This is a genomic window from Priestia sp. 179-F W1.4 NHS (genome assembly GCF_045369295.1).
Classification (GTDB): Bacteria; Bacillota; Bacilli; order Bacillales; family Bacillaceae_H; genus Priestia; species Priestia zanthoxyli.
This window is the reverse complement of record NZ_JBIQFF010000002.1, coordinates 77,938-90,973: the sequence shown is the minus strand read 5'-3', so window position 1 is coordinate 90,973 and position 13,036 is coordinate 77,938. Positions and strand designations below refer to the sequence as shown.

General features: G+C 34.1%; 18 protein-coding genes and 1 pseudogene. 12 read left to right on the top strand and 7 right to left on the bottom strand.

Annotated elements, in window-relative coordinates; translation table 11 throughout:
• The first annotated feature begins 22 nt into the window (after positions 1 to 22).
• On the top strand, positions 23 to 796 hold the full coding sequence (locus tag ACH0CI_RS11005; RefSeq protein WP_406901421.1) for a PAS domain S-box protein: 774 nt from the start codon (positions 23 to 25) through the stop codon (positions 794 to 796).
• 296 nt (positions 797 to 1,092) lie between these two features.
• On the opposite strand, the gene ACH0CI_RS11000 is transcribed toward ACH0CI_RS11005, so the two are convergent.
• On the bottom strand, positions 1,093 to 1,305 hold the full coding sequence (locus ACH0CI_RS11000) for a hypothetical protein (RefSeq protein WP_047751259.1): 213 nt from the start codon (positions 1,303 to 1,305) through the stop codon (positions 1,093 to 1,095).
• A gap of 151 nt (positions 1,306 to 1,456) precedes the next feature.
• On the bottom strand, positions 1,457 to 1,879 hold the full coding sequence (locus tag ACH0CI_RS10995; protein WP_176344278.1) for an Lrp/AsnC family transcriptional regulator: 423 nt from the start codon (positions 1,877 to 1,879) through the stop codon (positions 1,457 to 1,459).
• 144 nt (positions 1,880 to 2,023) lie between these two features.
• On the opposite strand from ACH0CI_RS10995, the gene ACH0CI_RS10990 reads away from it, so the two are divergent.
• Both ACH0CI_RS10990 and ACH0CI_RS10985 read left to right on the top strand, forming a co-directional pair.
• Complete coding sequence (locus ACH0CI_RS10990) at positions 2,024 to 2,224, top strand: DUF1272 domain-containing protein (protein ID WP_028413848.1); 201 nt, start codon at positions 2,024 to 2,026, stop codon at positions 2,222 to 2,224.
• Positions 2,225 to 2,447 (top strand): annotated as a pseudogene (locus ACH0CI_RS10985) (cysteine hydrolase); the annotation flags it as partial. It abuts the gene before it with no gap.
• Positions 2,448 to 2,531: 84 nt separating this feature from the next.
• Here ACH0CI_RS10985 and ACH0CI_RS10980 read toward each other — a convergent pair.
• The gene (locus tag ACH0CI_RS10980) at positions 2,532 to 3,029 is read right to left on the bottom strand and encodes a DinB family protein (protein WP_406901420.1); all 498 of its coding nucleotides are present in this window, start codon (positions 3,027 to 3,029) and stop codon (positions 2,532 to 2,534) included.
• Between the two features lie 359 nt (positions 3,030 to 3,388).
• On the opposite strand from ACH0CI_RS10980, the gene ACH0CI_RS10975 reads away from it, so the two are divergent.
• The 3 genes from ACH0CI_RS10975 to ACH0CI_RS10965 are packed head-to-tail and all read left to right on the top strand — an operon-like array spanning position 3,389 to position 4,590.
• The gene (locus ACH0CI_RS10975; RefSeq protein ID WP_406901419.1) at positions 3,389 to 3,625 is read left to right on the top strand and encodes a hypothetical protein; all 237 of its coding nucleotides are present in this window, start codon (positions 3,389 to 3,391) and stop codon (positions 3,623 to 3,625) included.
• 39 nt (positions 3,626 to 3,664) lie between these two features.
• Positions 3,665 to 4,036, top strand: coding sequence for a hypothetical protein (locus tag ACH0CI_RS10970; protein WP_335707539.1), 372 nt, complete (start codon positions 3,665 to 3,667; stop codon positions 4,034 to 4,036).
• Between the two features lie 41 nt (positions 4,037 to 4,077).
• Complete coding sequence (locus ACH0CI_RS10965; protein ID WP_406901418.1) at positions 4,078 to 4,590, top strand: DIP1984 family protein; 513 nt, start codon at positions 4,078 to 4,080, stop codon at positions 4,588 to 4,590.
• A 237-nt stretch (positions 4,591 to 4,827) separates the two neighbouring features.
• Here ACH0CI_RS10965 and ACH0CI_RS10960 read toward each other — a convergent pair whose 3' ends face one another.
• Together ACH0CI_RS10960 and ACH0CI_RS10955 are read right to left on the bottom strand one after the other, a co-directional pair.
• A complete protein-coding gene (locus ACH0CI_RS10960) occupies positions 4,828 to 5,139 on the bottom strand; it encodes a DMT family transporter (protein ID WP_264133467.1) in 312 nt (103 codons plus the stop codon).
• Positions 5,139 to 5,477, bottom strand: a complete 339-nt coding sequence (locus ACH0CI_RS10955; protein ID WP_335707537.1) for a DMT family transporter — start codon at positions 5,475 to 5,477, stop codon at positions 5,139 to 5,141. Before ACH0CI_RS10955 ends, ACH0CI_RS10960 begins: the two co-directional genes overlap by 1 nt.
• A gap of 188 nt (positions 5,478 to 5,665) precedes the next feature.
• Between ACH0CI_RS10955 and ACH0CI_RS10950 the strand changes: the two genes are divergently transcribed.
• The 5 genes from ACH0CI_RS10950 to ACH0CI_RS10930 all read left to right on the top strand — a co-directional run bounded on the left by ACH0CI_RS10950 (position 5,666) and on the right by ACH0CI_RS10930 (position 9,051).
• A complete protein-coding gene (locus ACH0CI_RS10950; RefSeq protein ID WP_406901417.1) occupies positions 5,666 to 6,553 on the top strand; it encodes a LysR family transcriptional regulator in 888 nt (295 codons plus the stop codon).
• A gap of 167 nt (positions 6,554 to 6,720) precedes the next feature.
• Positions 6,721 to 7,176 (top strand): hypothetical protein, encoded by a 456-nt coding sequence (locus ACH0CI_RS10945; protein ID WP_406901416.1) that lies wholly within the window; start codon positions 6,721 to 6,723, stop codon positions 7,174 to 7,176.
• Between the two features lie 108 nt (positions 7,177 to 7,284).
• The gene (locus ACH0CI_RS10940; protein WP_406901415.1) at positions 7,285 to 7,770 is read left to right on the top strand and encodes a hypothetical protein; all 486 of its coding nucleotides are present in this window, start codon (positions 7,285 to 7,287) and stop codon (positions 7,768 to 7,770) included.
• A 60-nt stretch (positions 7,771 to 7,830) separates the two neighbouring features.
• On the top strand, positions 7,831 to 8,430 hold the full coding sequence (locus ACH0CI_RS10935; RefSeq protein WP_406901773.1) for a hypothetical protein: 600 nt from the start codon (positions 7,831 to 7,833) through the stop codon (positions 8,428 to 8,430).
• Between the two features lie 102 nt (positions 8,431 to 8,532).
• Entirely contained in the window at positions 8,533 to 9,051 is a 519-nt protein-coding gene (locus ACH0CI_RS10930; protein ID WP_335707533.1) for a hypothetical protein, read from the top strand.
• An 81-nt stretch (positions 9,052 to 9,132) separates the two neighbouring features.
• Here ACH0CI_RS10930 and ACH0CI_RS10925 read toward each other — a convergent pair whose 3' ends face one another.
• Complete coding sequence (locus ACH0CI_RS10925) at positions 9,133 to 9,279, bottom strand: BH0509 family protein (RefSeq protein WP_014460666.1); 147 nt, start codon at positions 9,277 to 9,279, stop codon at positions 9,133 to 9,135.
• A gap of 951 nt (positions 9,280 to 10,230) precedes the next feature.
• Positions 10,231 to 10,431, bottom strand: a complete 201-nt coding sequence (locus tag ACH0CI_RS10920; RefSeq protein ID WP_013056409.1) for a cold-shock protein — start codon at positions 10,429 to 10,431, stop codon at positions 10,231 to 10,233.
• A gap of 975 nt (positions 10,432 to 11,406) precedes the next feature.
• Between ACH0CI_RS10920 and ACH0CI_RS10915 the strand changes: the two genes are divergently transcribed.
• Entirely contained in the window at positions 11,407 to 13,002 is a 1,596-nt protein-coding gene (locus ACH0CI_RS10915; RefSeq protein WP_406901414.1) for an acetolactate synthase large subunit, read from the top strand.
• The last annotated feature ends 34 nt before the right edge of the window (positions 13,003 to 13,036 follow it).

Here is a 13,036-nt window from a genome sequence, read left to right as displayed (position 1 = left end):
TTTATGTTAAGGAGTGAAAATTATGAATGAAAACATTTCGGGTATCGATTATCAGGAAGTCATTGAATATGCGCTAGATCCACTTATTATTCATTCAAATCATCAGATTATATATGTTAACCACGCGGCTGAACATTTTTTTAGAGGAAAAAGGGAAGATATCATAGGTGCAAGCCCTTTAGATATATTTCAAGAAACATCTAAAGCAGCAATAAGGAAAAGAATCCAATCTGCCTATGAGCGCCCAGCAGAGCTCATTGAGGAAACCATATTTAGAATGGACGGGACAACTGTTAATGTTGAATTATATTGTCATCCCTTGCTACTGGGAGATAAAAAAGTAATTCAAACCTATGTGAGAGATATTACGGTAAAAAAAGAGAGTGAAACAAGACAAAAAGAAATAATAAAGCAAATAAATGAACTGTCTACAACCCTTGTTCCTCTTTTAGAGGGAATCGCTGTACTTCCCTTAGTAGGATCTATAGATGAGGAAAGAGCACACCAACTTTTAAGGGCGGTTCCAGTAAAAGTGCAGACACAAAATATACATTGTTTAATTATAGATTTTTCAGGTATTTATACACTGGATTCAATTGTAACGGAGCATCTTTTTAAGATTAATAGCGTTATGTCACTACTTGGAGTGCAATGTATCTTAACAGGATTAAGACCAGAATTATCTCGCTCTGCTGTACAGCTAGGTATTAATTTAGCTTATACCCCGACAATGGCCACTGTAAAAAATGCGCTTCATTTTTTAGGAGTTACTTTTAGTAAACAACCGTTAAAATGAAAATACCTAAAGCAACTTTTACGTTTTTAAAGATACATATGATATGAATCTTTAGGTGGTGCTAAACCTTTCAGAGGAAGTTTCTAATTAAAGAAATAGTGGCATCGTCTTTACGGTTTCGTGCTGTTTTAAATATTTTTAGATGTTTTTTTAAAATTAGATTTGTATCTTGTATACATCAGAAAAACAAAAGAAACTCCTGAACATATACCAGGAGTTTCTTTTGTTTAAAATAACATATTGTTCAATCGTAAGTTTGTTAAATAAAAGATAGAAGAATCATTGAATTGCCTTCTTCAGTTTAAGATCTTATATAAAGCTTCAGAAGCGTTATCTATATCATAATCGTTGTAATTTAAGGTTTTTTGATCTGTAAGTGTAGTGATTTGAAAAATCTTAGATGTTTTACAATACGACAATTCCAGTACTTCAGGAATTGTATGAGTAATAGCGCTATCCTCATATTGAATAAGAGTATAAAGCGTTTTTTTTATTTCAAGTATATTCATAAAAGTACCTCTTTCCATTATAAGGAAACCCAGGGTACAAAGAGACCATATAATTTTAATTTATGTTCTTTCTCTATTGTAACATATGCTCGTATAGAAAAATACCTGCCGAGAACAGACAGTATGGTAGCTGCAGAGGTAGATTATTAATCTATTTTATTGCTTTATAGACAACTGGTGATGAAAGTTTGATCAATGTAGATGGCTCTCCAAAAGCCATAGATTCATCAATAAATGTTTCAAGAGATTGAACGGAAGTAGTTAAAACCTTTACTAGATAGTTGTATTGACCCGCCAAACGATGACATTCGATAACTTCAGGGTGTTCTTTACAATATTCTACGAATTGCTTGCATTTTGTATTGCTAAATAAAATAAAAGCAGTTACAGGTTTGTTGAAATTTTCAGGGTTAATTATTGCTCTATATCCATCTATTATGTTTTTCTCTTCAAGTTTTTTTACTCTTTCATTAACAGCAGGGGTGGATAAACCAACCAGCTTTCCCAACTGTGTAACGGACAAACGAGCATTCTCTTGTAGATGTAGTAATATATTTTTATCAATTTCATCCATAAAACATACCCCGCTTTAAATTATAAATTAAAATAATGAATTTTCCGTCAATATTAAAGCTATTAATTAGTAATACAATAAAATAGATATGTGAAAATAGAAATTTATACAATACAATTTAATTATATCAAAAGGAGGGATTTAATGGCTTTAGAAATGAGAAATACATGCGAAAAGTGCAATAAGAAACTCCATAATAGCTCTGTTGCTTATATCTGTACACATGAATGTACATTCTGTGATAAATGTAGTGAAAGTGCGATGTATATTTGTCCTAACTGTGAAGGGGAGCTGGTCAAGAGACCAAGGGGGCAAGAAAATCCGCTAAGCTGCTCATTGATTTAGACACAACACTGTATAGATAGTGCAGTCAGAACAGCTACAATCAATGGGGTGGATGTGACATTAGTGGGTGATGGACATTCAACAATGGACAGTAATGGTTTTAAGTGCTGAACAAATCATAAAGCATTATAAGGAAACTTTACATGGTCATTACAACGTTGCACACTTTTCAATTGTCAGAAATGCAGAGGAAGACTTGTTTTGTCCCACACTTTATTCATAAAGGTAATAGTACACAACTAAAATAAAGCCCTAAAAGTGTTTGATGGACGCTTTTTAGAGCTTTATTTCTGCATTATGTCTCAATCTAAGCAGGAAAGCCTCCCGTTGGCGGTGGCCATGCTCCGTTTAATCTTCTCATAATGACAATTTCACCTAGATGATAGCTGTTGTGAGAAGCAATATTACGCAGTAATCCCCCTGGGGTTTCACTTGGCCAAGCATCCAGAGGTTCTTCAATTGATAATGTCTCAGCTAAGTGACAAGCTTCGTCAATTCCATCACAAAAATGCTGGATCGTCTTTTCCCATTCTTCCTCATCAACCGGAGCAGGATGTTCAGGCCAGCTTTCACTTACACTTTTCGGTCTCTCAGGGTTTTCTCCTTTAGCAAGAGCAAGTAAAAAGTCTTGCCAATAGCTCATATGCTTCACTAATTGATAAATAGAGTAAGGTAATTCCTTTTGTTTATGTGAAGCAAGTTCCATATTAATATCGGTTATTGCATTAATTGTTGGAAGATGACCTCTTTCACCTCTGAGTGATTTGATAAGTGCATCACGAAATGCTGTATTTATTTGTGTCATGTTTTTCAGCCTTTCTTCTTCAAAATCATACGCTTTTAACAGTCTAACACAAATCAGTTTAATATATGTACTTATGTGATTAACGACTTACTATAACAAAGCGACTAAAATAAATAGTATCAATCACAATTTTTTGTTTGTAAGTCACCTTTATGTGAAGAAATATGGTTTAATATAAAATATATAGAAATAAGTAGAAAAAGGTACCCTTTATGGAAAGTGAAAAAGATTATGTGATTTTGAGAAAGACGATACCAACTCTTTCTACAAGCTTTGTTTTAGCGTACCTTTTGACAATAACAGGTCTGATTCAATAGCTAACTAACGGAGAAGAACTATCGTATCATATTGGAAATGACATGGCAGGGTGGTTCCTTGTATATCTTTTTTATGTAGTGGTAGTTATTGCTGTATACGGAAATTTTGTCTCAGTTATACTGGACGCTATTCGAAAGAAGTGGCTTCCCAACATGAGGTGGCTATTTGTCTTCTTCCACGGCATATTAGGTTTAATTAACGGTTTGTTTTTTCAAGATACATATTTGGCTTATTACGGGGTGGCAGCTGCTATGTTATATGCATGTATAGATTGGTAGGTAGAAAGAAGAATTGACAGGGAAAAAAGTACAAAAGTATTGCTAATCATACCTCTTATTCTTTTACTTCTCAGTTGGAGTATATTCGAAGCGCTATCACCTAGCCTTCCGCCATTTACTCAAGAAGGTGCCATAGAGTTTGCGGCAAGTGGTGAAGGAACAGATATTGATTTATTTCCTGCTAAAGTTGGAACATGGAAAGGAACTTTTAGAGGGTATCAAATCGAAAGAACAACTCGTGCTAAAAAATTAAATAAAGAGTTTTATCTAGTAACGTTTGAAGAAAACTGGACTAAAGGTAAACAAAAAGGACGCTATATAATGTCTTATAAAGTAGATCGCAGCAGTGTCTCAGGGTATGGTGGAAGTGGCACAACACCTCCTTATTATGAGAAGGTATTAGAACAATAAAATAGTAAAAATTAAGTTTATGAATAAAGGAGCTTTGATCTATGTCTAAAATTTCTCTAGCAGAGGCTGTGAAATTGAAAAGTGTATTATCAAAACGAATACACGAATTAGAAGAAGAGATGGACCGTGTTGCATTTGTAGAGATTGAAAAAGGGGAGAAGATTCCTCCTCAGGCTCGATCACTAGCTCATGTTGAACAGGATTTAGAGGATATTCGAAAGGATTTGCGTATACTTGATAAATTAATGTATCAAGCCAATATTCAAAATAATATTACTTATAATGAACACAAACTAACAATTGTAGAAGCGATTGAATACGCCACTCAATTACGTGCCAAAGCAAGAAAATACAAAGAGTTTGGATCATCGTCTAAAGAAGAATACCCTTACTATGGAGAAGGGATATCCATTATTAAAGTGGCTACATTTGATCCTGAAGAATATCGTCTAAGAGGGCTAGAGGTTGAAAAGAAAGCAAATAGATTATCGAATTTAATTAACGCTAAAAACTATCAAATAGAGTTAGAGTTTGATGGAGATAAATATTTTTAATCCTTGAAGAGGTGAGACTCCCTTCAAGGCATAGAAGGAGAATGTTTAGTGTACTCAAAGTACTATTGTGATGGCAAGTGATAAAACCAATAATCCAATGACCCATTACACCGTTACTATTTACCAATAACCAACTATAGCAATGGACGGTCGATGACCAATACCTCCTTGTTTTTAACTCCTTCTATGGTGCCCTTACTTATAAGATAAGTAAGGGCCTTATTTATCTTATTTTTATTAGAAAGCTTTCAGTATAATAACACCTGTAATAATAAGAGTAACCGAGATAATCTTTCTTTTGTTTTTTGATTCCTTAAATATATAAATACCTAACAGCGTTGTACTAACAATCGTCAGCCCTGCCCATATAGCAAAAATGATGCCCATTTCAAAATAGTGTGTTGTTAGAGAAATGAAATAAATACAAGCAATGAACAATAAGAATGCACCTATCGTGGGAACAGTTTGTCTAAAGCCTTTAGATAGTTTTACACACATTTGCCCTGCAATGCCTAAAACTAAGCCAATCGTTAAAAATACGTATCCCATTACGCTGCCCTTCTTTCTTTAGAACTTCCTTTAATGTTAAGAGAAACTGCACCAATTACAATAAGAGAAATTCCTAAGATTTTAGATAAGGAAATAGTTTCATCAAAAAAAATAATACCTGTGACAACAACAAGTACGGTTGCTCCTCCTGCATATAAAGCACTTGCTACTCCTACTTCACCTTTAGCGTTAAGGAGCATATAAGCAGCAATCGAAGAACAATAAAATAGTATGGCAAAAACAGTCGGAACAAAGTTTGTGAATCCATTTGTAAGATTAAGAAAAAATACTGCGATTACCTCCAAGATGATGGCAAGAAACAATAGTAAATAAAACAATCAGATTTCCTCCTTTTAGTCACCTCATTTTAAGAACTTTACATAATGGCTACTAAATAGTTGCAGTAACAATTAGATGTCATTATTTTATCTAGAGCTTGATATCTTGTAAAATAATGATAAATGATTGTAGATATCATTATCATTAATACCTAAATGAATGAACGTAATTGGAAAGGAGGATGTTTATGGAAGTAGAAGATATACGTATATTTATGGCTGTGGCAGAATACGGCAGTGTAAGCCTTGCTGCTGATAAGCTAGGTTATGTCCAACCAAATGTAACAGCCCGTATTCGATCTCTTGAGCGGAAAATTGGACACCCATTGTTTCATCGTCACAGACGTGGAATGACATTAAATGTAGAAGGCCGAAAACTTTTAACGTACGGAGAACAAATGATGAGGCTAATGGATGAAATACAGAAAGCATTTCAAGATGAGCGTAACCTTGTTGGATCATTATGTATTGGATTAGTTGAAACGGTAGTAGGGTTTCCTGAAATCATTTCTTCCTATCATAATAAGCACAAAAATGTGGATATTTCTCTAGTATCAGGAGTAAGTACACAATTAATAGAGAAAGTTCTTAAGTTCCAGCTAGACGGGGCATTTGTAGCAGAACCAGTAAATGTGTCAATGCTTGATCAAATTCCGGCTTTTGATGAAGAAATTGTACTTGTATGCAGTGCAAATGAAAAAGGGAAGAAGCAGATTCAGTCTGCCAGAGAGTTACTGCACCTACCATTCATTTTATTTAATGAAGGCTGCCAATATAGAGAAAGACTACAGCAATGGTTAAAAGACGAACAAATCGTATCGCCGAAAATTATGGAATTTGCTACACTCGAAACGATTATGGGGACAGTAGTTTCTGGTCTTGGTGTGACACTTATAGCCCGGTCATTAGCGGAGAGATATGAGAGAGAAGGGGTAGTACAACTCTTTTCAATACCTGAGCCTTACAGAGACCTCAGAATTGTATATGTTCGTCGTTCTGACTCCTATCTAGGCGTAACTGAGCGTGAATTTATAAAGACAATCAGCGAAGTAAGAGAAAGGAAAAATCAGAAATAATCAGACTGTTTTTCGTAAAGATTTTTTTTATTTAGCCTATGTTTAGGATGAATATACCAAGTGTTAATTTGAGCAGTAAAAGTGAGCTTTTTAATATTTAAAGAGGATTACGCTGCTTAACTTTTTATATAGTATACATCTAAGACACGTGTAAAGGAGCAGCTGCAGTGAAGATAGAGGACAAAAAATTTGCGGAACGAGTACTGAAGCACTTACTTATTAGCAGTCAAATAGATGGCGTGAAATTTGGGCTTAATAGCTCTGTAACTCTATTGTATTTTACTAACTATAATAAAAAAGATGATAGTGATTTTGTATTGAATATCGAAACAACTTGGACTGTATATCCTGAAGCCCGCGATACATACCCATCATCAGAGGATGCAGTGCCTTTCCATACAGAAGAACAATATTTTAAGCATATTTGGGATATCAGGAGACAAAAAGTAGTAAATGTTCAGCTGGATGCCGTATCGCCTCATCTTATCATTTCTCTAGAATCGGGGAGAGTATTATTTGTGAACGGTCATGATCCTAACTATGAATGCTGGCAATTAGGAGACCCTTTTGCAGGAAGTGATTGGCTTTTAGTTGCAACTCCGGGGGATGACATAGCTGTTTGATGTCCTGAGGAGTTTGAATGAGCGTTATGTTAACTATTCTTACATGTTGTATACAGAAAAATTACTAAGGGAAATGTTAAAATAAAACTAAAATATGGAGGGGGATTCATGAATACGATCCTAGAGAGCTTTTATGACTTAAAGGAAATACTGAGTTCTTTTAATAATCTTCATGAAAAGTACAATTGGCTGTTGACTGATTTAGATGGATCTTTTCCAGATAAGTACCTTGATTACTTTACTGACTACAGAATTTACAATAATGGAACGAGCGGCAATACATATTGGATTACAGGTGAAAAGCTCACAAAGCTTGCTAATAAAGAGGATATCTATTTTATATGGGGAGTTTTTTCTGCCTTTGATAAGAAAGAAACTATAAATTTAGATATGCTTAAAGAAGAGCCTTATGCTGATGGTAATCCGGATTTTTGGATTGAAACACCGACAATTCAGCACCCTAAAGCAATTATAGAATTAGTTTTTTGGGACTCATCTTTAATTTTACTTCTGAGCAAAGACGAAGAAATATCTAGAAATCTTAGAAACAAGTTTACAAAATGGAAAGACCTAGACAAGTATAATAATAAATAGCTTCATAACGTACATGTACTATCGGAGGATTAACTAACTAGAAGTAGGAGGGAAAAGTTGATGATTGATAATAGGCTACGAAAGATAAAGAATCATGAAACCGATGATTCTTTATCTGAACTTACGGATACGGAAGTTTTATTAAATTTTCAGCGTGCCATTACCAGCTTATATCCCCATCTAATACGCATACATGCTCATGCTTATGAATCATGGGATGATATTGTCATCCCTTTATTTTATGAAATGGTTTATAAAACTTTTTCGTTTAAATATGGCGTTGAGATTATGGTAGATGAAGCACACCCTTTTTTGTTTACTTTAAGGTGTTACGAAGGTATTCATCATATCCAATGCCTTCCCAAAGCGTCATCGTTTCAAGGGATACTAAATAATGAGAACTTTGGTGTTAGCAAAGAGAACGTGGAAGGGAAAAGGCTTATTTTTAAGTCTTTTGGCGATAGTATTAATTGTTTAACAATGGGTCTAGATAGTCAGGATCCTCAGGCTGTTCATTTTAATCTGGTTGAGGTAGATGTAGTATGTGCTCAGTCTAATAAACGCATTGGGATTGACGGATGTACTACATTTTTTATTCATAAAGACGATGTAGAATTTGAATTTGTCGCTGAGACTTTTAACCAGAAGTTGCAAAAATAAAAAGGTAATTAACCTTAATGCCATAAACAAAATAGATTAATACATTCTAATTGTTTAGTTACTTACAAAGAAAGCTTTAGCTGCAAATAAAAGGAGAAAAGCATGAGAAAAGCAATTAGATCAAAATTAGACAAATTAGTGGGCTTAAATATAAGATGCGCGGGGAGAGCCTCAAATTTGTTTTGGCTAGGATTTGGAGAAAAGATTTTAGTAAACAGAAGGGGTAAAACGGAAGAGGTAGCTGAATACGCTTTACATATTCAATGTTCATGGCGTATTGTCAAAGGTAATAAAATTGTAGTAGCCTCACGGGATTTCTATTCTCCAAGAACAGGATTGGAAGATGAAAATGAGTACTTTGAATGGGATGTCCAAGGAAATAATCGATTCGATGAACGAATTGAATTTTTTATAGAAGGTATAAACGAACACACGATTGTTGAAAGAGTTGACTCGGACGAAGTAGGAGGGCTAAAGATCTTTTTATCTCAAGGTTATTTAGTGGAGGGATTTCCGGATACGTCAGAAGACGGTGAATATAGTGAGTTCTGGAGACTTTTCAACCGAAAGGAAGACAGCCCTCACTTTGTTGTCACAGGAAATGGTATTGAAAACGAGTAATCCTATAATTAAAGAAACGAAAAAAGCACAAACCCGTTGGAACCAAACGTTTTTGTGCTTTTTTCTTATTTTATAGTTGAGTTACATATAATCATAAGCGGAATCATCAAAATAGAGCCAGTGATAATATTCAACCTGCGGATCTGTCATTTTTAAAACTTCTTCTTCATTAAATTTTTTATACTCAACTAATTTCTGTACTTTAGAATTTCTTTCCACTTGGCTCATTTTAAATCCTCCTTATAGTTTAAAAAGTAACAATGTATTTAAATTTAGAAAGCGTTTTCTTTTTTTCTTATTTTTATTATATATCTCAATATGAGATTAAAACAATATCAATTATAGATGATTTTTCAAAAAACAATATAGAAATGGTATTATGGCGTCGGATTGGGACAACAAGGCTTCTGCAATCGAAATTAAATAATAGGTGATTGCCAACGGCCAGGTTAAAAATTTTTGTTAGTATCGTTGCTTAATTCCTAAAAAACATTATGATAACTAGCTCTATAAACTAAAAATAAAGCTAGCTGGGTTAAGCTAGCTTTATTTTTTTATGTTGTTTTGCAGAGTGATAAATTTTCAACTGTCGTTCACTTTGGTATAAAAACTCTTTATCAATTTCATCATGTTACGCCCCGAAGTTCTTGACATTGGATGATGATCTTCATCATCACGTGTACTCAGGTACCAGCTTCCCTTGTCATCTTCATTTAATCTATATACCTTATTGGTTCTACTATCTGTATAAAAGTTTCCATCCTTCAGCCTCAAACAATCGCCCCTCTACCAAGTATCTATCCTGTATTATGCCCAAGATATCAATTTTATGAAAAATTTTATATACACAAAAACAAGAGGTTTCTTAATACGCTTATTATTTTGTATGTAATTTACAGAGGTGCAAAAAAGGATAAAGGCTATGAGTGAGAAAATATTTAGTAATGGAGAAATAATAACTATAAGAGTATCGAATGAATCAGTAACAATCTTAAAAAATCATTATGTAAAAAACATGAAAAGATACTCTTATACAGTCGACAAATATCCAAGTACCTTTTTCTTTGAAGAAGAATTAAAAAAACACGAACTATAATTATTGATAAATAAGTTTTGATATAAAAATCTTTTTAAATAAAAACAGACTCTGAAAATAGAGTCTGCTTTTTAGTATGGTTTTTATGCTTTATTTACGTTTGTCGCTTGTGGTCCGCGTTGCCCCTGTTCGATATCAAAAGTCACTTCTTGACCTTCATCCAAGGATTTAAAGCCTTCACCTTGAATAGCTGAGAAGTGAACAAATACATCTTCTCCACCTTCACGCTCGATAAATCCAAAACCTTTGTCAGCATTAAACCATTTCACTTTACCGTGTTCCATTTTTTGTTGCCTCCTAGAATGTAGAAAATAAACCAGATTATCATTAAATCTAGCTTATTTATTATATTATCCCAATAGAGACATCTTAAACTTAAATTAATGTGATCTTTCTAACTTTCTTTATCAATACTCACTTCACTAAAAAGGTGATAGGGGTATGACGATCTACATCATAATGAGGTTCTCATACAAAAACCTCAAAATATTTATAAGTGATCTTCTAAACATCGAAATGATAGAAGTCAAAAATCAACCAATGCCCACATACTCATTATGGGCATTTTATTCATAAATATGAACTAAATTAGATGAGAGAGCACACGGGGACCCGTCTGCCCAAAAGAAAGGGAAGTTCACTCAAAATCTTTTTGAATAGTGGTGTAAAAATAGATTCTATTAGATAAAAATCTATGTACCTTTTCATATAAATCCAACCTTCGCATGAAGCATCCTTAAACTTGTTTACAAATAAAAAATGACGCCGTTGGAGGCGCCATTTTTTATAGAATAGAGAAGGACACACCCTATGCACGGGCGGTACTCTTAACACATCGTCTTGATTTGATAATACCCAGTGTTTAAGTTTAATAAACCTTTTTTTGGTATGACGATTTATGCAGAATATCTACATGTACCTTTTATACGAGTATTCGGCTTATTATTTGTATATGGGATTTTTTACATTCCTTAAAAATGTTACTTTCTCATAATAATTCTTTATAGAGTATTGTCACACTCCCAATCAGTTCACACGGATGAAAGGTTGACTCATCCAATTATTTATACATTATCTAAAAAATGTATTTAACATAAGAATCTAATGGTAACACTATAAACAATAGTTAATGAGTATGATTTCATTCCATATATTTAGGGTTTCGGTTAGTTAAAACGAGAAAAGACGAGATAAGAATTAATGAGCTATTTCTTTCACATAAGCTTGTCAGAATACTATCTAAAGAGAGGTCGAACAATATGAAAGTGACGGACACACTTGTTCAATGTTTAGAAAATGAGGGGGTTGAATATATTTTCGGAATACCTGGTAAAGAGACGTTGGATTTTATTGATTCTTTATCCAACTCTAAACAGATTCAATTCGTGAATGTGCGGCATGAACAAGGAGCTGCTTTCATGGCAGATGTATACGGAAGGTTAACAAACAAAGTAGGGGTATGTTTATCAACATTAGGACCAGGAGCTACTAATTTATTGACAGGTATATCTAGTGCAAAGCTAGACCACTCTCCTGTTGTAGCATTAACGGGACAGGCTGTTTTGGGGAGACAGCATAAAGAGTCACATCAATATATGGAAATTATTAAAATGGTAGAACCAGCAACGAAGTGGCGTGTTCAGATAAAAGATGCACAAACGCTTCCTGAGATTATTCGAAAAGCATTTAAAATTGCACAAATGGAAAAGCCAGGACCCATAGTAGTAGAATTGCCAGAAGACTTAGCAACTCAAATCGTTCCCATCAAACCTATTTCACCTACATCTATACCCGTAAGTATACCTATCATGGAGTCAATTCAGGCTGCCAATACTCTTATTAGGCAGTATGAGAGACCTTTTGTTATTATCGGTAACGGCGTTGTTAGACAGGAAGCCGTGGATGAGCTTCAACTATTTATTGAACGTCTTCAATCACCGGTTACCCATAGTTATATGGCTAAAGGTGTGTTATCTAAAGATCATCCACAAAATTTCTTTACGTTTGGATTTAATGAGAAAGATGAAGTGCTCGCAGGCTTAAAGGAAGCTGATCTGCTTATTGTAATTGGGTTTGATTTTGTCGAAAAGTTACCCAAAGAATGGAACACGGAAAAAATACCAATTTTACATATAGATACCTTACCAGCAGAAATAGATGAATATTATCCTGTAGAAGCTGAATTGGTTGGAGATATAAAGCAGACTTTACGGGTATTCAATCAGCTGGATATTCCTTCTAAACCGTGGATTCCTTCTGGTAATCTCCAGAAACAAATTAAGCAATCCTATCATATTGAAGAGAAAAAGATAGACAGCAATTTACTGCCTTTAACAATCGAGAATATCTTGCATAGTATCGATAAGCTCTCTTCAGAGGAAACAATTGTGATTTCAGATGTGGGAGCTCATAAAGTATCTATAGCTCGAACTTATCAACCCAAAAACGCTAACAAGTTCATTATATCAAATGGTCTAGCTTCCATGGGTATTGCTTTACCAGGCTCAATTGGAGCTAAACTAGCTTGCCCTAATGATTCAGTTATTTGTATTACTGGAGATGGAGGAGCTTTAATGAATTTTGCAGAAATAGAGACGGCAAAGCGCTTAGGGCTTTCATTCATTATTATTGTCTTAAACGACTCTACATTAAAAATAGAGCAGGAAATGATGAACAAAAAGTTTGGTAAGAGCTATGGAGTAACTTTTACAAACCCAAATTTTGTCCAATTGGCAACTAGCTTTGGAATTAAAGGAGAACGGGCAAATAGTTTAGTCGAATTTGAAAATATAATAAAAAGAGCCTTAAAAAATTCAGATGAGATTGTCCTAATTGACGTTCTTCTAAAAAGCTAATTGCGATTTCTCCATTATTTTAACGAGTTATCTC

Bases quoted from the DNA above. Each gene is read 5' to 3' on its own strand.
- ACH0CI_RS10920 (WP_013056409.1), bottom strand. From the start codon at position 10,431: ATGGAACACGGTAAAGTGAAATGGTTTAATGCTGACAAAGGTTTTGGA.
- ACH0CI_RS10930 (WP_335707533.1), top strand. From the start codon at position 8,533: ATGAGAAAAGCAATTAGATCAAAATTAGACAAATTAGTGGGCTTAAAT.
- ACH0CI_RS10980 (WP_406901420.1), bottom strand. From the start codon at position 3,029: ATGACACAAATAAATACAGCATTTCGTGATGCACTTATCAAATCACTC.
- ACH0CI_RS10950 (WP_406901417.1), top strand. From the start codon at position 5,666: ATGGAAGTAGAAGATATACGTATATTTATGGCTGTGGCAGAATACGGC.
- ACH0CI_RS11000 (WP_047751259.1), bottom strand. From the start codon at position 1,305: ATGAATATACTTGAAATAAAAAAAACGCTTTATACTCTTATTCAATAT.
- ACH0CI_RS10995 (WP_176344278.1), bottom strand. From the start codon at position 1,879: ATGGATGAAATTGATAAAAATATATTACTACATCTACAAGAGAATGCT.
- ACH0CI_RS10915 (WP_406901414.1), top strand. From the start codon at position 11,407: ATGAAAGTGACGGACACACTTGTTCAATGTTTAGAAAATGAGGGGGTT.
- ACH0CI_RS10935 (WP_406901773.1), top strand. From the start codon at position 7,831: ATGATTGATAATAGGCTACGAAAGATAAAGAATCATGAAACCGATGAT.
- ACH0CI_RS10940 (WP_406901415.1), top strand. From the start codon at position 7,285: ATGAATACGATCCTAGAGAGCTTTTATGACTTAAAGGAAATACTGAGT.
- ACH0CI_RS10960 (WP_264133467.1), bottom strand. From the start codon at position 5,139: ATGGGATACGTATTTTTAACGATTGGCTTAGTTTTAGGCATTGCAGGG.
- ACH0CI_RS10975 (WP_406901419.1), top strand. From the start codon at position 3,389: ATGGCAGGGTGGTTCCTTGTATATCTTTTTTATGTAGTGGTAGTTATT.
- ACH0CI_RS10965 (WP_406901418.1), top strand. From the start codon at position 4,078: ATGTCTAAAATTTCTCTAGCAGAGGCTGTGAAATTGAAAAGTGTATTA.
- ACH0CI_RS10990 (WP_028413848.1), top strand. From the start codon at position 2,024: ATGGCTTTAGAAATGAGAAATACATGCGAAAAGTGCAATAAGAAACTC.
- ACH0CI_RS11005 (WP_406901421.1), top strand. From the start codon at position 23: ATGAATGAAAACATTTCGGGTATCGATTATCAGGAAGTCATTGAATAT.
- ACH0CI_RS10925 (WP_014460666.1), bottom strand. From the start codon at position 9,279: ATGAGCCAAGTGGAAAGAAATTCTAAAGTACAGAAATTAGTTGAGTAT.